The organism is Streptomyces sp. NPDC020898, from assembly GCF_044333925.1.
In the GTDB taxonomy this organism is placed as follows: domain Bacteria; phylum Actinomycetota; class Actinomycetes; order Streptomycetales; family Streptomycetaceae; genus Streptomyces.
In genome coordinates this window covers 189647-209641 of record NZ_JBIRRV010000004.1, presented here as the reverse complement: position 1 = coordinate 209641, position 19995 = coordinate 189647, and the positions used below count along the sequence as shown (strand labels likewise).

General features: G+C 67.4%; 18 protein-coding genes and 1 tRNA gene. 6 read left to right on the top strand and 13 right to left on the bottom strand.

From position 1 onward, the window contains the following. Positions 1-23 precede the first annotated feature (23 nt). The gene (locus ACH4TV_RS15385) at positions 24-221 is read right to left on the bottom strand and encodes an FXSXX-COOH protein (protein ID WP_398398135.1); all 198 of its coding nucleotides are present in this window, start codon (positions 219-221) and stop codon (positions 24-26) included. A gap of 494 nt (positions 222-715) precedes the next feature. Here ACH4TV_RS15385 and ACH4TV_RS15380 point away from each other — a divergent pair, with 494 nt between their 5' ends. Both ACH4TV_RS15380 and ACH4TV_RS15375 read left to right on the top strand, forming a co-directional pair. Continuing rightward, entirely contained in the window at positions 716-1639 is a 924-nt protein-coding gene (locus ACH4TV_RS15380; protein WP_398398134.1) for an intradiol ring-cleavage dioxygenase, read from the top strand. Positions 1640-1648: 9 nt separating this feature from the next. Further along, the gene (locus ACH4TV_RS15375) at positions 1649-2476 is read left to right on the top strand and encodes a triphosphoribosyl-dephospho-CoA synthase (protein ID WP_398398132.1); all 828 of its coding nucleotides are present in this window, start codon (positions 1649-1651) and stop codon (positions 2474-2476) included. A 47-nt stretch (positions 2477-2523) separates the two neighbouring features. Here the strand turns inward: ACH4TV_RS15375 and ACH4TV_RS15370 are convergent, their stop codons facing one another. Together ACH4TV_RS15370 and ACH4TV_RS15365 are read right to left on the bottom strand one after the other, a co-directional pair. Then, positions 2524-3990, bottom strand: coding sequence for an aminopeptidase P family protein (locus ACH4TV_RS15370; RefSeq protein WP_398398130.1), 1467 nt, complete (start codon positions 3988-3990; stop codon positions 2524-2526). A gap of 87 nt (positions 3991-4077) precedes the next feature. Further along, entirely contained in the window at positions 4078-5493 is a 1416-nt protein-coding gene (locus ACH4TV_RS15365; protein WP_398398128.1) for a PP2C family protein-serine/threonine phosphatase, read from the bottom strand. A 609-nt stretch (positions 5494-6102) separates the two neighbouring features. Here ACH4TV_RS15365 and ACH4TV_RS15360 point away from each other — a divergent pair. Both ACH4TV_RS15360 and ACH4TV_RS15355 read left to right on the top strand, forming a co-directional pair. Further along, positions 6103-6777, top strand: coding sequence for a bifunctional DNA primase/polymerase (locus ACH4TV_RS15360; RefSeq protein WP_398398126.1), 675 nt, complete (start codon positions 6103-6105; stop codon positions 6775-6777). Between the two features lie 56 nt (positions 6778-6833). Further along, positions 6834-7433 carry a hypothetical protein gene (locus tag ACH4TV_RS15355; protein WP_398398123.1) on the top strand — a complete coding sequence of 200 codons (600 nt, stop codon included), beginning with the start codon at positions 6834-6836 and terminating at the stop codon, positions 7431-7433. A gap of 214 nt (positions 7434-7647) precedes the next feature. Here ACH4TV_RS15355 and ACH4TV_RS15350 read toward each other — a convergent pair whose 3' ends face one another. The 3 genes from ACH4TV_RS15350 to ACH4TV_RS15340 form a co-directional block, all read right to left on the bottom strand. Then, positions 7648-8613 (bottom strand): DUF5926 family protein, encoded by a 966-nt coding sequence (locus tag ACH4TV_RS15350; RefSeq protein WP_398398121.1) that lies wholly within the window; start codon positions 8611-8613, stop codon positions 7648-7650. Positions 8614-8774: 161 nt separating this feature from the next. Continuing rightward, complete coding sequence (locus tag ACH4TV_RS15345) at positions 8775-9326, bottom strand: ATP-binding protein (protein ID WP_398398119.1); 552 nt, start codon at positions 9324-9326, stop codon at positions 8775-8777. 284 nt (positions 9327-9610) lie between these two features. Further along, entirely contained in the window at positions 9611-10420 is an 810-nt protein-coding gene (locus ACH4TV_RS15340) for a glycerophosphodiester phosphodiesterase (RefSeq protein ID WP_398398117.1), read from the bottom strand. Between the two features lie 287 nt (positions 10421-10707). On the opposite strand from ACH4TV_RS15340, the gene ACH4TV_RS15335 reads away from it, so the two are divergent. Both ACH4TV_RS15335 and ACH4TV_RS15330 read left to right on the top strand, forming a co-directional pair. Next, the gene (locus ACH4TV_RS15335) at positions 10708-12168 is read left to right on the top strand and encodes a S1C family serine protease (RefSeq protein ID WP_398398115.1); all 1461 of its coding nucleotides are present in this window, start codon (positions 10708-10710) and stop codon (positions 12166-12168) included. A 63-nt stretch (positions 12169-12231) separates the two neighbouring features. Continuing rightward, positions 12232-12318, top strand: a tRNA-Ser gene (locus ACH4TV_RS15330). Between the two features lie 106 nt (positions 12319-12424). On the opposite strand, the gene ACH4TV_RS15325 is transcribed toward ACH4TV_RS15330, so the two are convergent. The 7 genes from ACH4TV_RS15325 to ACH4TV_RS15295 form a co-directional block, all read right to left on the bottom strand. Next, entirely contained in the window at positions 12425-12784 is a 360-nt protein-coding gene (locus ACH4TV_RS15325; RefSeq protein WP_398398113.1) for an ASCH domain-containing protein, read from the bottom strand. Then, positions 12781-13902: a hypothetical protein gene (locus ACH4TV_RS15320; protein WP_398398111.1), complete on the bottom strand. Its 1122-nt coding sequence runs from the start codon at positions 13900-13902 to the stop codon at positions 12781-12783. The genes ACH4TV_RS15325 and ACH4TV_RS15320 overlap by 4 nt, the downstream gene beginning before the upstream one ends. 56 nt (positions 13903-13958) lie before the next feature. Next, complete coding sequence (locus tag ACH4TV_RS15315; RefSeq protein ID WP_398398109.1) at positions 13959-14336, bottom strand: hypothetical protein; 378 nt, start codon at positions 14334-14336, stop codon at positions 13959-13961. 214 nt (positions 14337-14550) lie between these two features. After that, the gene (locus ACH4TV_RS15310) at positions 14551-14991 is read right to left on the bottom strand and encodes a hypothetical protein (RefSeq protein ID WP_398398108.1); all 441 of its coding nucleotides are present in this window, start codon (positions 14989-14991) and stop codon (positions 14551-14553) included. A 55-nt stretch (positions 14992-15046) separates the two neighbouring features. Beyond that, positions 15047-16276, bottom strand: coding sequence for a helix-turn-helix domain-containing protein (locus ACH4TV_RS15305; RefSeq protein ID WP_398398106.1), 1230 nt, complete (start codon positions 16274-16276; stop codon positions 15047-15049). A gap of 124 nt (positions 16277-16400) precedes the next feature. After that, on the bottom strand, positions 16401-16934 hold the full coding sequence (locus ACH4TV_RS15300; protein ID WP_398398104.1) for an NUDIX hydrolase: 534 nt from the start codon (positions 16932-16934) through the stop codon (positions 16401-16403). A gap of 144 nt (positions 16935-17078) precedes the next feature. Beyond that, positions 17079-19307 (bottom strand): P-loop ATPase, Sll1717 family, encoded by a 2229-nt coding sequence (locus ACH4TV_RS15295; protein ID WP_398398102.1) that lies wholly within the window; start codon positions 19305-19307, stop codon positions 17079-17081. Between the last annotated feature and the right edge of the window lie 688 nt (positions 19308-19995).

The window sequence follows — 19995 nt, the reverse complement described above, 5'->3', positions numbered from 1 at the left end:
GTTGCCTGCCCGGCGGCGGCGGATCAGAGCGCCGACTGGAATGCCGCGACCGACACACGACCGGGCCCGCGGCCCGGGTCGCCGTGCGACACGACACGGGTGAGGGCACCGGAACCGAGACCGTCCGCGCGGGCGGCGAGCCGCACCAGGGGGACCCGCTCGGGTCCGGCGGCCGACTGCTTCCCCGGCTCTTCGGTCGAGGCGGTGGTGGGCGCGTTCATGGGCGAACCTCGATCTTCCGTAAGTCCGGACAAAAAGGACATTACGATACCTGGAGCGTCCCGGGTGGCGAACACGCTCATGGCTGATGGCGGCCCGGATGCCGGGCCTTCGGGCAGCCATGAAACCATCCATGCGGCTCGCCGTGTGACGGTCGCCCAACTCCGCTTCTGGCTAAGGGGGTTGCGCATATGACCATATGGGCTTCGAATCCCCGGTCCCGAGAGAGTGTTTGTCGTGGGTTTTTCGGCGTCGGAGTCATTTTTTAGGGATTCAAGCAATACCCGACCGGTTGTGAACGTGAGGGTATGTTATCGAATCGTTACCGCGGTGGGGGGTTTGAAACGGCAGTACCCGCGCGCAAGTTCACGCACGCGCGTCACGGTCGCACCCCCGTGCGCCTGTCAAAGGTGCCGTTTTAGCTTTTTCAGCATCCTCAGCCCGCACACAGCTCCCGCCCAAGTTCTTGAGAGCCCGCGCTTCTACCGTCCCGTTCATGACGGGAAACCACAAGGACACAACGATCACCCGGCGCCGCGCTCTCGCGGTGACCGGAGGCACGCTCGCCGCCGGCGGACTCGCGGTCGCGGGCTACCAGTCGGCCTTCGCCGACGAGGCGACGACCACGGCCACGGCCACCGCGTCCGACAGCGCAAGTGAGAGCAGCGGCACCTGCGTCCTCATGTCCAGCGTCACGGAGGGGCCGTACTACCTCGACAACGCGCTGGTGAGAAAAGACATCACCGAGGGCAAATCCGGCGTCCCACTGACACTGCGCATCACCGTCCAGGACACCACCGAATCCTGCGCCCCGGTCGCCGGCGCGGCCGTGGAGATCTGGCACTGCGACGCCTGGGGCTACTACTCCGGCTACACCACCGCCAACCCCGGCGGCTCGGCTCCCGCCGAGAGCGAGGACGGCTCCACCGCCGACGACAACACCTATCTGCGCGGCTACCAGATCGCCAACGCCAACGGGGTCGTCAAGTTCGAGACGATCTTCCCCGGCTGGTACACCCCGCGCACCTGCCACATCCACCTCAAGGTCCACACCGGCGGCCAGAAGGAGGACGGCACCTACGAGGGCGGCACGGTCAACTACACCGGCCAGCTGTTCTTCCCCGACGACGCGGCCGAGGCGATCTTCGCCCTGGAGCCCTACTCCCAGCACTCCGGCAGCTACACCACCCTCGACAACGACATGGTGTACGACGGCGGCGGCGCCTCCAGCGGTCTCCTCACTCTGCAGCCGGTCCACAAGAAGGACGTCTCCAAGGGCTACAAGGGCTTCATCACCCTGGGCATCGATCCGGACGCCGAGAACACCGGCGCGGGCGGTGGCGGTACGCCTCCGAGCGGCGAGCCTCCGACGGATGCCCCGTCCGACAGCGCCTCCCCCGCCGCCTCGGCGTCCTCGTAAGGTACGGCCATGAGCAGCCGTGAGGACGAGGCTCTGGCGCTGGCCGCCGTGGACGCGCTGACCGGGCAGCTGGCCCTGGCTCCCAAGCCGGGCCTGCCCGACCCGCGCGATCTCGACGCCCGCGCCACGCGCAAGGACCAACTTGCCCTGCGCTGGTCGGCGAAGGCGCTCGCGCCGGGCCTCGCGGCGATGGCCGCCGCGGCCCGCCGCACCGGCGAACCGACCCCCGCGCTCCGTACGGAACTCGGCGCGATCGGCCGGTCCACCGAGCACTCGGTGGCACTCGCGGGCGGAGGCCACCGGGGTGCCCTGTGGGCGCTCGGCCTGCTGGTCGCGGCAGCCGCCCTGAACCCCGGGGCCAAGGCACTCGACGTCGCCGCAGCGGCCAAACGCATCGCCTCCCACCCCGACAAGCGCGCCCCGCGCCGCCCCTCCCGGGGTTCCTCGGTGTCGGCCAAGTACGGTGCGGCCGGCGCCCGCGGCGAGGCGAGGGCCGGATTCCCGCACGTACGGCGGGCGTTGGACGCCCTGGCCACCGCCCGCTCGAACGGCGCACCGGAGGCCGAGGCCCGCCTCGACGCCCTCCTGACCGTCATGTCGACGCTCCAGGACACCGAGTTGCTCTACACGGCGGGCCCGCACGGCCTACGGCACGTCCAGGCGGGCGCCCGCGAAGTACTGGAAGCGGGCGGCACGTCCACGAAGGCGGGAGCCACAGCCCTGGCCGCCTTCGACGACGACCTCCACACCCGCGCCTGGAGCCCCCGCGGCAGCGCGGGCCTCCTCGCGGGGACCCTGTTCCTGGACTCGTTGCCGGTCAACGCGGCGCCCCTATAGGGCGCGGGGAACTGCGCGATCAGCCACGAACCACCCGCAGACAAAACTCAACCCTTGAGTCGCGCCATCCAAGCCTCGACCTCGTCAGAACGCCGAGGCAGCCCACCCGACAGATTCCGGTTCCCGGACTCAGTCACCAGAATGTCGTCCTCGATCCGCACCCCGATACCCCGATACTCCACAGGCACAGTCAGATCATCAGCCTGGAAATACAGCCCGGGCTCAACGGTCAGCACCATCCCAGGCTCCAACGTCCCGTCGACATACGACTCCACGCGCGCCGCAGCACAGTCATGAACATCCATGCCGAGCATGTGCCCCGTCCCGTGCAGCGTCCACCGCCGCTGCAACCCCAGCTCCAGCACCCGCTCCACAGGCCCCTCGACAAGCCCCCACTCCACGATCCGCTCGGCCAGCACATGCTGCGCCGCATCGTGGAAGTCCCGGTACTTGCCCCCGGGCCGTACCGCCGCGATACCGGCCTCCTGGGCGTCGTACACCGCGTCGTAGATCTTCTTCTGGATGTCGGTGTACGTGCCGTTGATCGGCAGCGTCCGTGTCACGTCGGCCGTGTAGTACGTGTGCGTCTCGACGCCCGCGTCCAGCAGCAGCAGCTCACCGGAGCGCACGGCCCCGTCGTTGCGCACCCAGTGCAGCGTGCAGGCGTGCGGACCGGCCGCGCAGATGGAGCCGTAGCCGATGTCGTTGCCCTCCACGCGCGCGCGCAGGAAGAACGTCCCCTCGATGTACCGCTCGCTCGTGGCCTCGGCCTTGTCGAGGACCTTCACCACGTCCTCGAAACCGCGCACCGTCGAGTCGACGGCCTTCTGCAGCTCACCGATCTCGAACTCGTCCTTGACCAGCCGGGCCTCGGACAGGAAGACCCGCAGCTCCTCGTCGCGCTCGGCGGTGACCTTGTCGGTCAGCGCGGCCTCGATACCGGCGTCGAACCCGCGTACGACCCGCACCGGGCCGGTGGACTCCGTCAGCGCGCCGGCCAGCTCCCGCACGTCCGAGGCCGGAATGCCGTACACCTGTTCGGCCTCGGTGAGGGAGTGCCGGCGGCCGACCCACAGCTCACCCTGTCCCGAGAGCCAGAACTCACCGTTCTCACGGTCGGAGCGCGGCAGGAGATAGATCGTCGCCCTGTGGCCGTCGGCGACCGGCTCCAGGACGAGGACGCCGTCCTCTGTCTGGTTGCCGGTCAGGTAGGCGTACTCGACCGAGGCGCGGAAGGGGTACTCCGTGTCGTTCGAACGCGTCTTCAGGTTGCCCGCGGGGATCACCAGGCGCTCGCCCGGGAAACGCGCGGAGAGCGCGGCGCGGCGGGCAGCGGTGTGCCCGGCCTGCGCGATGGGTTCGAGCCCGTGCAGCTCGGTGTCCGCCCAGCCGGACTTCATGCTCTCGGCCAGTTCGTCGGACACGCCCGGGTACAGACCGTTCTTCCGCTGCTTGATCGGTTCTTCAGGCTCGGTCTCAGTTTCCGGGATCGCCGGATTGAGCTCGTCCGCCACGGTCATCCTCCTAGATACGGCACTGGACCCCGTCCATCGTACGGTCGTACAAGACAGGGCCCGGAGCCATAAAAGGCGACCGGCCGCTCACTCGAACCGAGCCGCCAGCAGTACGACGTCCTCCTGGCCGTCCGACGCGTCCACCTCGTCCGGCAGCATGCTCCGCAGGACGTGGTCCGCGACCGCGCCGGGATCGTCCCGCAGCCCCTTGGGCACGCTCACCGCCGCCGCGTGCAGCCGCGAGAAGGCCCGGTCCACGGGGTCGCCGGTACGGTGCAGCAGCCCGTCGGTGTAGAGCAGAACCGTCTCCCCGGGCTCGGTCAGGAACTCCACGCTGGGCGCCTCCCAGCAGGCCAGCATCCCGAGCGGCGCCGACACGGTGGTCTCCACGAACTCCGTGCGCCGCTCGCCGATCACCAGGGGCGGGCAGTGCCCGGCGCCGGCCAGCGTGACCTTGCGCAGCGCGGGCTCGCAGTACGCGAACAGGGCGGTGGCGCAGCGGGCGGGTTCGGTGAGCCTCAGGAGCAGCTCCAGGTCGGAGAGGACAGCCACCGGGTCCTCGCCCTCCATCACGGCGTACGCGCGCAGGGAGGCCCGCAGCCGGCCCATCGCGGCGATCGCGCTGGGCCCCGAGCCGGTCACCGCGCCCACGGCCAGGCCGAGGGCCGCGTCGGGGAGCGGCAGCGCGTCGTACCAGTCGCCACCGCCGCGCGGACCGGTGCGGTGCCGGGCGGCGAGCTGGACGCCGGCCACCCGGGGCAGCCGGGCGGGCAGCAGTTCCTCGGCGATCGTCGTCAGGCACGCGCGCGTGCGCTCCACCTCGACCAGCCGCGCCAGGTGCTCGGTCGCGTACCGCGCGTACAGGCCGACGAGATGGCGCTGCCGTTCGACGGGCTCCGCGGGCTCGTCGTACAGCCAGACGGCCGCGCCCAGGCGGCCCGCGGCCTCGGTGGAGAGGGGGAGCGCGTAGCTCGCCGCGTAGCCGAGACGGGCGGCCACCTCACGGTGGCGGGGGTCGAGACCGTCCTCCGCGAGGAGATCCGGGTGTGTGATTTCGCTCTCGCCGCCGGGCAGCCCGGCGGCCGTGTCGAGGAGCGGTCCGTACGGCATCGCGCCGCGCGGGATCGTCTCCATGTGACCGAGGTCCGCGCGGGCAAGTCCCAGGCCAAGGGTGGTGTCGGGGCCGAGTCCGTCACCGGGTTCCAGGACGACGAGACCGCGCCGGGCACCCACGAGGGCGGCTCCGGCGCGCAGCAGTTCCTGGAGTGCGTCGGTGAGTGTCGCCGTGCGCACCAGCCGTTCGGTGAGTTCGTGCAGCGTTGTGAGGTCGGACACCCACCCGGCGAGCCGGTCCTGAAGGAGGGCACCGGGGCCGTTCTGGCAGGTCAGCGCGGTTGTGTCCGCAGAGGTGTCCGGGACCACGGGCGCGGGCGCGACAGTGTGTGCGGGCGAGGGAACCGTTGCATCGATTCCAGCCACTTTCGGGAGGTGAGGGGCGTTCATGGCGTCCGGCTTTCCGACCGGCGCTTATTGCTCAATAGCATCGCAAACCCCCATGTGATTCTGCGCCGCTAGCAGTGTCTCCACATGTACACGCACTCGTGAGGGGATGTCCAGCATTGTCCTGCCGGGATTCCTGGTGTCCGTGAGTTCACCGGGTCCCCTTGCGAAAAAGCAAAGTTGGCCTAAAACTGACTCGGGTAGCGGGTTATTGCGGTCGACTGGCCTGGTTCGACGGAGCGTCACAGCGGTCTTGATGGGTACGTACTCGGTGAAGGCCAGGGGTGGTTGTACAACCGCCCGGAACCTGGCGTCGGACCCGGGCGTCTTAACCATCGACGACCGTGCCCCATCCTCCCGTGGTGGAGGCGGAGAGAACTACGCGGGACAGCAAACGCCAGACTCCGCCACCCCACGCCATGCCCATGCTTTTGATGAAGATCAGTGTGGACGCGGACGCAGCCAACGCTTGATGCTCGGCCCGCCAGCGGGCCGCCCTTTGTCTGCGGCAGGGGTGTGATGCGCCAACAGGTACGCACAGCGAAGTGATCGACACATGGTGTGAGTGGCCCACGGTGTTGCCAGGCGTGCAACGGAAAGGAACGAGCGCTCATGCGCGAGATCCTCGGAAGGCTCGGAAGGCGACGCAGGCTCCTGTCCCGGCGTAACGGCGGGAAGCCTGAGGTGCTCGGCGCGGCCCTGACGTTCGCGGCCGCATGGCAGTGGCCCGTACTCCCGGGCGTGGCACCGGATCCAGAGGGGCGCGCCCGTTGCGGCTGCCCCGACCCGGAGTGCACGGTCCCGGGTGCTCATCCGTTCGACCCCGGTCTGCTCGCGGCCACCACCGACGAGCGCATGGTCCGCTGGTGGTGGACGAACCGGCCGACGGCCCCGATCATCCTCGCCACCGGCGGCGCGGCCCCGTGCGCGGTCAGCCTGCCGGCCCCGGCCGCGGCCCGTGCTCTCGGCGCACTCGACCGCATGGGCATGCGGCTCGGCCCGGTCGTCGCGGCGCCCACCCGCTGGTCGCTGCTCGTGAAGCCGTACACGATGGAACAGCTGGGCGAGCTGCTGTACGCGAAGGACTTCGTGCCCGGCTCCCTCCGCTTCCACAGCGAGGGCGGCTACATCGCGCTGCCCCCGTCCGAGACCGGCCAGGGTCAGATCCGCTGGGAGCGCGCACCGCTGCCCGGCTCGGCCTCGCCCTGGGTACCCGATGTCGAGGCCGTGGTGGACGCCGTGGTCGAGGCCCTCACTCGTACGGGTGTGAGCGCGCCCGAGTTGTAGGGGTGTCGGGCGCGCGGGGAACCGGGCGCCCCTCCCCGGTCGTTATGTTCACCACCATGAACCTCCGTCTGCTCGCTCTCTCGGGCGTCGTGGCGCTCACGGTCGTGCTGCCGCTGGCCGTCGCGTCCGCGGGTCCCGTGGGCGACGCGGACCGCGACGCCCTCCTTTCCCTGCTGCCGGACGAAGGTTCTCAGGAGGTCCCTTCCGGGGCTCCTGGGGACGGCAAGGCGGGCGAAGCCGCCGAACCCACCGACTCCCCGACACAGCTGGGCCTGGGGCTCGCCACGGCCGCCCGCTGCGGTCCCGAAGTCACCTCTCCCGACGGCATCGAGGCACAGACCTGTGTCCTGGCCCAGGGGGAGGAGACCTGGGCGCGCACCTACTACCGCAACGCGACCGGCCACGAACTCACGTCCGTACTCAGCCTCATGGGCCCTCGGGGCCGCACGGTGCAACTCCGGTGCGCCGTGGGCGCGGAGGACGAGCCGGGGGTGTGCGAGACGCCCAGGGAGCGCACGGCGGGCGGGCCGGGGTCCTACACGGCGGTCGCGGAGTTCGCGGCGGCGGCACGGGGCGGGGCGCAGGCGCGGGATGTCGGAGAGGGTCCGCTGCTGCTGCGTTCGGGGAGCAACTCCGGGGCGCCTGGCGGGAGTTGACGGACGACGCTGTTCCGTACAGAACGTCGTGCGGATCTCCGGGCAGAGAAAGACCCGGTTGCTGGCGACGGGGGATGCACCAGCAACCGGGCTGCTCCAACGCTAACAAGAGATCGGCTGTTAGCAAATTCGATCTCGGCTATTCGGACACCGATTCACCGGTTCTCAGAGGGAGTTGTGACCGGAGTCACCGCCTTCCGAAGTCCGCTGGGTGTCAGCTGAGCGTGACCTGCCGGTTGGTCAGGCCGCCGCGGGCCCGGCGCTCTTCGGGGGTGAGCGGGGAGTCCGAGGCCAGCGCGGTGGCGAGGCGGTCGGCGAACTCGGCGGCCGGCTTCTCGATGTCCTCCGCGGTGACGCCGGTCGGCAGGTCCCAGACCGGGACGGTGAGCCCGTGCGCACGGAAGGAGCCCACCAGACGGGTGCCCTCGCCCAGGCTGGACTGCCCAGCCGCGTGCAGCCGCGCGAGCGCGTCGAGCAGGTGCTCCTCGGCGTGCGGCATCACCCAGCGCAGGTGGTTCTTCTCCGGGGTCTCGCACCAGTACGCGGCGTCGACACCCGTCAGCTTCACGGTCGGGATGGCGGCGTCGTTGGCCCGCTCCAGGGAGGCGGTGACATCCGGCGTCGCGTTCTGCGCGTCCGGAACCCAGAACTCGAAGCCCGTGTGCACAACTGGCTCGAACACGCCTTCGGGATCGAGCAGATCCTGCAGGCGCGGCCCCTCGGCCGGGGCGCGGCGGCCCTGGACGGGAGTCCCGGGCGCGGCGGCGAGCGCGCGCTGGAGGGTGTCGGCCAGGTCGCGGCTGATGTCGCCGGACGCCGTGTCGTTCTGGAGGCCGAGCAGCACCGAGCCGTCGTCGCGGCGCAGGGCGGGCCAGGCCATCGGCAGGACCGTCGCGAGTGTGACCGAGGGAACGCCCTCGGGGAGGCCGGCCTTCAGGGTCAGCTCCACCGTGGCGGCCGGGACCAGCTCGCGCAGGGCGACCCAGTCGCCCTCGCCGGGCAGGCCCTCGAAGGGCCGGTGCACCAGTTCGGTCACCGCGTGCGCGGCGGCCCGGCCGTGGCAGGCCTTGTAGCGCCGGCCGCTGTTGCAGGGGCAGGGCTCGCGGGCGCCCACAACCGGGATCTCTCCTGCGGCGAGCTGAGGCCGCGAGGCCTTGGTCTGGGGTCGCTTCTTCGCCATCGTGGGTGTCTCCCGGTTACGGCTCGTCTCGTACTGGCGCGAGCCTAGCCGCTCGTACGACGGCCGAAGGGACCCTGTGGACAACGCACCGTACGACGGCGGCCGGACCTGTGGACACGTACCGCCGTCGATCTGTCGTCGATCCGACCTTCGATCTGCCGTCAGTCCAGGTCGTCGAACGCGTCTGCGAAGCCCAGGTCGGGTATCGCGGACATCGAGCGCGCCGTGATGCGGGTCGCGAAGTCCGTACGCCGGTGGCCGGCATCCGGATCGTGGACGTCGTCGTTGACGACGACCCACACCGTGACCTCGCCGCGCGTGTCGTCCCGGACGCCCCAGTCGTTGGCCAGCGCCGTGATGATGTTCAGCCCGCGACCGCCGTGCGCCGTGACCGAAGGGGTCGCCGGAACCGGGCGGGTCGGGCCGCCGCCGTCCGTCACCTCGACGGTGAGTCTGCCGCCGGAGTCCACGCGCCACGCGGCCCGGACGTCGCCGTCCCCGGCCAGGGCTTCGCCCAGTGGCCGACCGTGCTTGCACGCATTGCTCAAGAGTTCGGACAGGATCAATACGGCGTCGTCGATGACCGATTCCGCCACGCCACCCGTGCGCAGCTGATCGCGCATCCGGTGTCTCGCTTTCCCCACGCCCGCAGGACCATGGGGAACGGCCATGCTCGACGACGCGGGCACCTCCTGTGCCACCACAAACGCCACCCCCGAGACCTCCTTTGCCCCACGCCACGGTGTGGATGCCCCTTTGGCCTGTACCGGAAACCGGCCGCTCGACCTTCAGTGACGCACTCGCAATGATCGAACACGGACCGAACGCGCCGGTGCACTCCCTGTAACCGAGTGGCCTGTTTTCGACGGTATGGCCGAAGGTGGAGGTTTCCTCACAAGGACCGCCAGGTCAAGAGCCTGGACGCGAACCGGGGTCGGAGTCGGGTAAGAGACGGCTCGCGGCTCGGGAGATTGCACGGTTGCGGAAGTGCGCCAGGTCAGCGGCCGAGTTGCCGCAGGACCGCGCCCGGGCGGTTGGTGATGATGGCGTCGATGCCCAGATCGACGCAGAGGCTGACGTCCGAGGGCTCGTTCACGGTCCAGACGTGCACCTGGTGACCGGCGCGTTTCAGCCGCTCGACGTACGCCGGGTGACTGCGCACGATCCGGATCGAGGGGCCCGCGATCCGGACCCCCACGGGCAGCCGTCCGTCGCGCAGCCGGGGCGAGAGGAACTGGTTCAGATAGACCGTGGGCAGCGTCGGCGAGGCGGCTCGCACGCGGTGCAGCGAGCGCGCCGAGAAGCTCATGACCCGTACCTGCGACTCGTCCGGGGACTCCGGGGTGTCCAGACCGAACCGTTTGAGCAGGAACAGCAGCCGCTCCTCCACCTGGCCCGCCCAGCGGGTGGGGTGCTTGGTCTCGATGGCCAGCTCCACCCGCCGCCCGGCGTCGGCGACGAGCCCGAGCAGCCGCTCCAGGGTGAGTACGGAGGTGTCCTCGCGGTCCTCGGGACGGTGCTCCCAGTCGGGGGCCTCGTCGCGGTTCTTCCAGGAGCCGAAGTCCAGGGCGGCGAGGTCGGCGAGCTCCAGCGCGGAGACCGCGCCGCGACCATTGGACGTACGGTTGACGCGACGGTCGTGGACGCAGACGAGATGTCCGTCCGCGGTCAGCCGTACATCGCACTCCAGGGCGTCGGCGCCGTCCTCGATGGCCTTCTTGTAGGCGGCCAGTGTGTGCTCCGGAGCCTCTTCGGAGGCTCCGCGGTGGGCGACGACCTGGATCGGGTGCTGTCGTGCGTGGGTCACCGCGTCATGGTGTCACCGTCGGAGAGCGGACGTGACGCCGGAGGCGCCCAGGGCGCGTAACGGACGCTCTCGTTCGTGCGACTTGTCCGATATAAAGGATGGCAGTGGACCCACAGGCACCGCTTATGGTGCCCTGACGCCCTGTGGGAAAAGCTGACGGCATACAAAAGGACACGCACCACCGAGTCACGGACGACCGTGTACCCGTACTAACGGGTACGAGTACGTGTGTCGGGCGTGACCTAGTGCGATCGAGAAGGACCAGCCGTGGACCGAGGAGAAGAGCTGTGAGCACCGAGAACGAGGGCACTGCGGTACCCCCCGCCCCGTCCGCACCTCCCGTGCCGGTGGAAACTCCTGCCGCCTCCCCGCAGGCCACCGCGCACGAGGCCCCGACGGCTCCGCTCCCGCCGGTGCCGCCCAGCGCACCGGAGCAGGAATTCGCGCACGCGGGCCAGGCATCCGCGTACGCGTCGGCAGGAGCGCCTGAGGGAGCCCAGGGCCCGGGCCCGGCCTCGTGGCCACCCCCGCAGCCGCCGAACACACCGTCGTACATGGACGGCGGAGGCGGCGCTGACACCGGCGCGCCCTGGGGCGCCACGTACGACCAGCAGCCCAAGCCCAAGTCCGGGCGCGGCGGACTGTTCGCCGCGGTGCTGGTGGCCGCGCTGGTCGCCGGCGGCCTGGGCGGCGGCCTCGGCTACACGCTGGCCAAGGACAACGACTCCACCACGTCGACGACGGTCTCCGCGGCGCAGCAGAGCGGCGGCGACCTCAAGCGCGACGCGGGCACGGTCGCGGGCGTGACCGCCAAGGCCCTGCCGAGCACGGTCACCATCGAGGCCGAGAGCGCCGGCGGCGAGGGCGGCACCGGCACGGGCTTCGTCTTCGACACCCAGGGCCACATCGTCACCAACAACCACGTCGTCGCGGACGCGGTCGACGGCGGCAAGCTGACGGCGACCTTCCCCGACGGCAAGAAGTACGACGCCGAGGTCGTCGGCCACGCGCAGGGCTACGACGTCGCGGTCATCAAGCTCAAGAACGCCCCGTCGGATCTCCAGCCGCTCACCCTCGGCGACTCCGACAAGGTGGCCGTCGGTGACTCGACGATCGCGATCGGCGCCCCCTTCGGCCTCTCCAACACGGTGACCACGGGCATCATCAGCGCCAAGAACCGCCCGGTGGCCTCCAGCGACGGCAGCGCCACCAGCAAGGCGTCCTACATGAGCGCTCTCCAGACGGACGCGTCGATCAACCCCGGCAACTCCGGCGGCCCGCTCCTGGACGCGTCGGGCAACGTCATCGGCATCAACTCGGCCATCCAGTCCTCCAGCAGCGGCGGCCTGGGCGGCACCGGCCAGTCCGGCTCGATCGGCCTGGGCTTCGCCATCCCGATCAACCAGGCCAAGTACGTCGCCCAGGAGCTGATCAAGACCGGCAAGCCGGTCTACGCGAAGATCGGCGCCTCGGTCTCCCTGACCGAGGGCACGGGCGGCGCGCAGATCACCGAGAAGACCACGGACAGCACCGAACCCGTCGAGGCGGGCGGCCCGGCGGCCGCGGCGGGTCTGAAGCCCGGCGACGTCATCACCAAGCTCGACGACCACGTGATCGACAGCGGCCCGACCCTCATCGGCGAGATCTGGACCCACCAGCCCGGCGACAAGGTCCAGATCACCTACGAGCGCGACGGCAAGGAAAACACCACCGAACTGACCCTCGGCTCTCGCGTGGGCGACAGCTGACCCACCCCCGCCCGCCCGGACCCGTTACTCTTGTCCCGCGCCGCGCTGATCACGCCCGGCACAGGTGGGTTGTCCGAGCGGCCTAAGGAAACGGTCTTGAAAACCGTCGTGGCAGCGATGTCACCGTGGGTTCAAATCCCACACCCACCGCAGCAGGTCAGCCTGTGAGCTGACCAGGAGGGGCGCCCCGGTACCGGGGCGCCCCTCCTGGGAAGCCGTACGGCCCTCTCGGGGGAGCGGGGGCTGTGCGGCTGGCTTACTGGGGCAGCAGGTCGATTTCGATGGCGAGTGTGCCGAGGGCTTCCTTCTCTGCTGGGTAGATCTCGCGGATGTTGGCGAGTTGCTGCTTGCGGCTCGATGCAGGGTTGATCTTCGCCGGTCCCTCCCCATCGAGCAGTTCCTCGAACGTCGCGTACTCGGTCACCCGCTTCACTCGGACGTCACATGTCTCGTCCGTGCCTTTGATGCGGAAGCGGATCACGTCTCCGGGCGTGAGGTCTTCGAGGTGGGGGTACTTCACCCGCACTTCGATCGTCTTCCGACGAGCGGCGACGAGATCGAAGTACCGGCGGTAGAGGTGCAACTCGCGGACGCGAGCAGCGGCGGTTTCCGTCATGGGGCGGGAACGCTCCTAGGTACTGGTGTTGCGGTGTTCATCAGCCGACCGAGTTCGCCGGCTGAGTACGAGCGGAAGAAGTGGCGAGGGTCGGCGAGTAACACCTCGGTCAGGGCGAGTAGGCGGTCGACGTACTCAGTCAACGACCCTGGCCATTCTCGGGTGTCGAGCATCCAGGGCGCCGCCCCTTCGGGCAAGGACGCCCGGCCCTCCCTGATGAGGGACTTGGACAGCTTGGCGCCCGTGTCCGTGACCACCTGGGGGCAGAACAGTCGCGCAGTCAGCTGTCCGTGGGTGAGACCGACGGCCTGTAGGGCACCGTCGACGAGCATGCAACCGGGCATCCAGTCGGAGCCCTTCACCATGACATGTAGCGTGCCGACCGCTCCGGTGACGGCCAGTTCCTTGACGAGGTTCCGGTAGAGCGTGGCGAGGTCCAGGTACCCGCCGCTCGTCGGTTCGATGACGACCTCGTACTCGCCATGGTGCAGACACGCGGCCGAGATGGTTGCCCGCTCGAAGCCGTCGTCGCGTACGCGGGTGCGCTCGGCGTACTTCTCGGCCCACCCGCAGCCAGGCCGGGGACACGGAACGCGAACGTGTGGGATGCCCGACGACGGGGACAGATACCAGCGGGCGGCGTCTACGCGGGGCAGCATGCGCAGCCAGGTACGGCGGAAGTGCTCGCCCGACTGCTGCTGGCTGTAGGTCTCGACGGAGTAGGGCACGTTCAGGCGCTTGGACAGAGCGGTGAACAGTGGGCGGTACAACTCGTCGATCTGATCAGCGATGCATGCCTCGCCCAGGGCGTGCACATAGGCACGCTGGTAGCGGTGCCCGGTCTCCTTGTCGGTGACGATGGCGTACGGGGCGTTGTCCAGGGCACCGAACTGGACTTTGTTCGGGAGGCCGAACCTGTCCCGGATGCGGGCCGCAGTGGCGAACGTGAGCGACTGAACCAGGGATGTCCCGACGTGCGGCGCTCCGTTGATCTGCGTTCCCACCACGAACACGATGCGCTCCGGAGCCGCGTCGGCGATGTGTGGCCTGAGTAGGTCCTCGGCGTGCGTGAGCGCGTTGGCCAGCACGGTGTTCGGCGATACGGGATAGGTGGTCACCGCGTCTTCCCCTCGGTAGATGGGCAGGACTGCGCCGCAGAGCGACGGGTGTGAGTTCAGCGGTAGAGCTGCGCTTGCGTGGTGGACCCGCCCCTGCGCCGGGGGGAACCGGAAGAGACGCGAGGGCGGGAGTCATCGGGGCGGGCGACGCTCGCGGGGTCGTCGGTGGGGGCCCGTCCCCGACTGAGGGTGAGGCGGACCCCCGGCGAGGGCGGGATGCTGCGGGAGGCGCGGCGGCGACTCGGCAGCGGGTACACGCAGAGGGAGTACCGCGCGTCGTAGTCCGTCACGGTGAACACGATCACGTGGCCTACGGCGAGGGCGCGGAGCGCTTGCTCGTACGCCCGATCGCTGTCGGCCCACGCGCGCAACTCCGCATCGGGACGCGGGATTTCAGGACCGGCGAGGATGTGCGGTGCGTCATGGAGGCCCACGGCCCCGAGGTCCGGGCACAGCAGCCGGGCGAAACGGTACGCGGAGGCCCGCAGCCACCGGGCGGCGAGGCGTGGGGAACGGCCGCTGTAGGTGGCGAGCAGGACTTCGCGGGAGCCACTGAGGTCGTGGGCGGTGGCTTCGCAGCGGAATGCGACGGGGGGCGCACGAGAGCACGTGCAGAGGTCGGTGGGGCGAGCATCAGCACGTCTGGGCTCACCGCTTACGATCCTGGGCCGATTCCCTCGCCTTGATCATGCGTTCCAACTGGGTGTGGAACAGCTCGACTTGTGCGGGGGTGAGAACGAGCAGTGACTCGCAACTGCCCCCATCCTCGTAGTGGACGGTTACCGCCAGGCCGGCCTGTTGCGCACGAGGGTCGTAAACGGCGTCGCGCCGCATAGGCGTGGCGTGCGTGACCGGGACCGGCACGGCGCGGAGGGTGGTTCCGTCGGATCGTGCGCGCCAGTCCGCGCCACCGCCGGGCGGACGCAGTTGGTACGACGCCGAACTGTCGCTGGGCAGCGCGACGACCACCCCGATTGTTCCCCCCTTGGCGAGATCAACGGCGAGGTCACCAAGGCGGGGGTGGAAGGGGCTGCCTGCGCCTAACGCGGCGCTGCGCGAGGGGAGTTGCTTCGAGGTTCGATCGGCCATGCCCCGAAGCTAGGCAGACGCGCTGGGCCCAATATGAACCGCAGGAATACGACCCTTATCCGTCGAGGTGAAAGCGGTCTGACATGCGGCGCAGCTTCTCACGGGTGGTCGCTCGCTCGGCGTACACGATGCTGCGCAGGGTTGACCGAGCGATGGGGTGGTTGCGGACGAGCTGGGGCGCGATGAGCTCGGCCTTCTCCAGCTCCTTCAGCGACTTGTCACGATTCCCATCCCACAGCCAGGCTCGCGCCAGATCCATGTGGTGATGGCCGCGGCGGGAGTTGGGAAGCGATTCGATCACGTTCGGACTTGTGCGCCGGTTTATCGACAGTGCCTTGCCCTGTTCGTGCATCTCCAGCGCGACGCTGATTGCGTGGATCTGTACGTTGCCGGGCGAGAAAGTTGTGCTGTGGCGGTCGTACACCGGAGGGCCGGCGTACTCCGTCATTCGATCCGCTGCGGTCCGCGCGTAGTCGACTCGGTCACGAGCTTCTGCACGGTGACCACCCCGAGCGGCGGAGATGGCCGCGCGCAGTTGCAGGGAACCCCACGCCCGTACGGCGAGTGGCTCACCCAGGTCGTATCCCTCCTGCACACTGCGGATGGCTTTGTCCGACAGGGCGATGGCGTCGTCCCAGTCCGCGGTAGCCCACATGTCCCAGACGCGCATCCAGTCGGCGACAGCTGGCAGGACGGGGTCTGCGGACTGTCGCGCGGACCAGGCGGCCCGTTCGCAGGCCATGGCGACCAGCTCCGGGTGACCGAGGGCATGCGCGGAAGTGTGAGCGAACTTGCAGCACACCGCGTATATCGCGAAAGCCTCTTCCCGCTCGTGCCCGTTGGCGATCTCGGCCAGGGCACGCGTCTCTCGGAGCAGGTCAGGCAGCACCTCCAGGATCGCCACGTTGGCGGCGGCATCGCGGAGGCGATGGAGACGGGTGGTTTCCTGCCAGAGCTGACGGGCTGGCCTGGGCGTGCCGTCGAAGACGGGGGCCAGGTCGTAACGGCGCATCTCGCGCGTGATGGCTGCGGCAGCGACCTGCCACTGATTCTCGGCCGGGGAACTGTTGTAAGGACGCCCGATCAGGTCGTTGGGGTGTACGTGCAGCTCCGAGGCGAGCAGGTTGAGCAGGCCGACGCGGTCGAGTTCGATGTGCCCGCGTTCCATCTTGGACACCCACCCTTGCGTCTTGCCAAGAGCGGCGGCGAGGTCGGCCTGCGTCATGCCGAGGCGGAGCCGTGCGCGGCGTGCGCGACGACCGATCTCTTCGGCTTCCTCCAGCATCGGTGCTCCATCCGTAGGCTTCTACCCTTAGACGGTACCGAGGCCGCGCGCCGAGTGTGGAGTGGTACGGGTCGGGGAAACTCCGGTAGTTGCCCTTACCGCCGCCGCTCAAGAAAGTGGTGCGTCAGCGGATCGCTTCGTCCATGAGCACGTACAGGAGGCCGACGAGGGATCCGCTGCTCACGATCTCCCGGCGGTCGATCATCCCGCGCACCTCGCTGAGGGGGATCCACTCGATGCGGTCGGACTCGTTCTTCTCGGTTGGCGGGCCGTCGTAGGCCGCGCCGTCCGCGCGGAAGACGTGATGCTGGGAGTCGGTGATCCCGTTGGCCGGCTCGGCGTAGATCAGCGGCTTGATGGGACCGGGGCGCCAGCCCGTCTCCTCCAGGACTTCACGCGCAGCCGCCTCTTCAGGGGACTCACCCTCCTCGACCAGGCCCATGGGCAACTCCCAGGCCCAGGAGTCGGTGATGAAGCGGTGCCGCCACATCATCAGCACCTCCTGGCGGTCGTTGACGACGGCGGCCACAGCCAGGTGCCGGAGGCGAACGACGTGGTACTCCCACCGGGCTCCGTCAGGCTGCTGGACGTCGACCAGACACAGGTTCACCCACTGGTTGGTGTAGATCTGTCGCTCACCGTGGGTCTTCCACTCCATGCCTGCGGCCCCTCTCGATCGGACTCCAGGATCTCAGACCGATCGAGAGGTGGGCGCAGGTTCGGATCCTTTCGCGTCACCTTGACGAGCCGACGTGGGAAGCCATTGGAAGCGACCTCCCTCCCAGCAGCGCGACAAGGGCCGTCAAGACAATTTGCGGACGATATTGTCGTAGCGTTCCTGAATGTGATCCTCTTTTACTTTCCCATTCCTGGCCTGACGCAAGAAAATCATCAGGTCTTTTTCGTTCAGAGGCAGGACGAACCCATTATTGTTCGTGACGATGCGATCCAGGTGGCCGAAGTAAGCGGGTTTCATCTCACCTCGGAAGGCTAGGACAACAAATCGACCTCCCACGTCGCTCATGTAGTAGCTGAGCTGATGGAAGTCATCCGCCGAAAGGTTATCGTAGTTCTTGCATTCCCAGATTACTTGGACCGCGCCGTATTTAACTCGAATTGACTCCCAGAATCCAATCTGGGCCCTGTTTGCGGCGATCCAATCTCGGATTACCCTCCCGCCCTGACTTCTGCTCTTTTCTTCTACGTTTCCCAGGGCTCTGAAAAAGCAAAGTTTGATTACATCGCCGACGATCTCTTCAAAGTCGGTGGCTCCTTCGGGACCGAGTGGAAGTTCCTTCAGGGATGACATCACAAGATCGATAGAATCCGCATATTCGGATTCATCAAAGCCATTCGGGAGATCCTCGATGATCCCGATGCGACCGAATTCCTTGTCTACTGGCAGATCTCTTACCAGGGATTCTTGCAGGTCGAGTGCATCCCAATAGCATCGGTGAATCACGACATCTGTAGTATCAGATACGGGTGGAGGGCTGGTGTCCTGTGGGCCCAGAGCTCGGAACTTGGGCAGCTTACCGTTGGCTCTAATTCCCACGAACCCGATGTTATATAGAAGGCGGATGAACTTCTCTGGCGATGCATTATCGTGCAGCCATGATCCGCACAGGCGAACTACTTCGGCATCATTGTGCAATTTGCGGATAAATGACTCGATACCTCCGAAGGTATATGCATTGCCCAACCCGTAAAACCGAGAGAGGACGAGCGAAATTTTCGGATAGTTTTCTGCATACTCGTCGCCGAGGTCGCGGAATCGGTTGTCTGAGAACCTCCTTCTGGCTTGTCGAACATCGTCGATCGTGATTTTTTCGTGCCCGCTATTCTGGGCTGCCTCTACTGCATTACTCGTATAGATGAGGATATCGCGCGGCCTTTTCTGGCAATATTCCAAGACCGACCCCCATGAGTCCTCAGGGTCTTCAAAGAAGGCGTTCCAGGTGCTACCGCCTAGGCCGAATTTGGCCGTGAGTCCTCGATTAAGCCTGCGCTCTACGACTTCGAGTAGCTGACGGTCATTCCATTCCATCCCGACCACGGCTGTTTCGAGTCGGGAAGATTCCATATCCCGAGCCCTGACACGTTCAAAAATGTTCTCTCGTACAAATAGAATAGTTCTTGCCCATGGAATTTGTGTCGATGTCTCAAGGCATGCGTGCATGAAGGCGGTGAGATAGATGAGGCCCTCGTCGCTGCCCTCCCAATAGTCATCGATGCTGTCGATGAGTAGCGTGTGAGTCGCCAGCCCTCCTGATCCCAAAACCTTCATGCTCTCCGCAATATTTTTAGCGACCTTGTTTTCTATGAGCCATTTCTCGTCATCGCCATCAGCGAGTGCACCGCTGATGCGAGAGATAAAGTGCAGACATCGAAGATCGAAATCCATTTCTGCGAATGACTCAAGCTCTCCAGCAATATCGCTCGGAAGCTCAAAGTGGGCAGGGTGGCGTTGATGCCACATGGACAAAATTTCCACCTGCAAGGCTCTACGGAATGCTGAAACCAGTGAGCGAAATGGACGTTGTCTAGTGTTAGCCAACAATCCCTTTTCTTGTAGTGTGGAAGAGGGGCTAAATATTTCGGGGACGATGACGCGAGTCTGGCCACCGTTTTGGTCGCAGTATTTGCGAATCGCCGTTTTGCCCGTTCCCCGCCGTCCAACGAAGAAGACTTTTCCGCTTTCTGGATCTTGCGCAGAGGAAAGTGCCGGAGTGTGGACATAAATACTCAGGTCGCTCAATGCCGAGTCGTATTCCGCGAATGACTGACCGATCTTGATTCGACCGATGGCACCTTTAGGCAACTTTGTCGATGCCGCAGGGACGGGTACGTGTGGGATTGTTTTCTCTGCTTCGAGAGTGACCTCGGTAGGAGCCGGAAACTCCGTGCTCGCTTTCCGCTGCTTGTCTCTACGCTTACGTCGGACCACTGGAGTACCCCCTGCGTCAACCGGTGCCAGCGCATAGCTTCTCGGCCCTACCGAGCACGTGAGAGCGCCCTGCGTACACAGCATGGTCCTCCTTCCAGTGCCCTTCTGTGACCCTTTCCTTGACATCGACGACCAGAACGTAGCTACGAGCATGCTCGCGCGTCCCAGCAGATGTGGTGTTCCTCGCCGGAGGAAGTCTGACGTGACATCGCCGTCGGGAATGCGGCACCGCCACAATGGTGACCTGTGAGCCGTACCGGGAGCTGCTCGCCGCAGGCACTCTTTGCTCGGCGGTGGGGCGGGCGCATGCCGACGCCAATAGCTGACGTTTCGCCTCACGGCCGGGGACTGTGGGCCATGTGCGGGCCGGAGGCCCGCCAACGGCGCCGGAACGACGCTCCTGCGCAGGTCAGACAGGGTTTTGTTCCTGATTCCGCGACGCTCTTGAAAACCGTCGTGGCAGCGATGTCACCGTGAGTTCGAATCTCACCGCTTCCGCGTAGGTCATAGATGTGCTGGTCAGAAGGGGTGTCCCGGTTTCGGGGCACCCCTTCTGTGTTCACCTTGCCTCACGCTGGCTCGGAGCTGTCCCGGCTTGGAGCCAGCGCGTGTGGCCATGTGTGGGCCAGGGGGCTTCCATCGGCGCCCCGCGCGGTGATCCCGGTGAGCCGCAAGACGCCCGAGGATGAGTGACGCCGGCGCGGCGCCCTTTCAGTAGGGCGGCCTTGTGGCATGCGGTTCCGGAGTCCGGGCCGCTCCGCCAGTACACGCG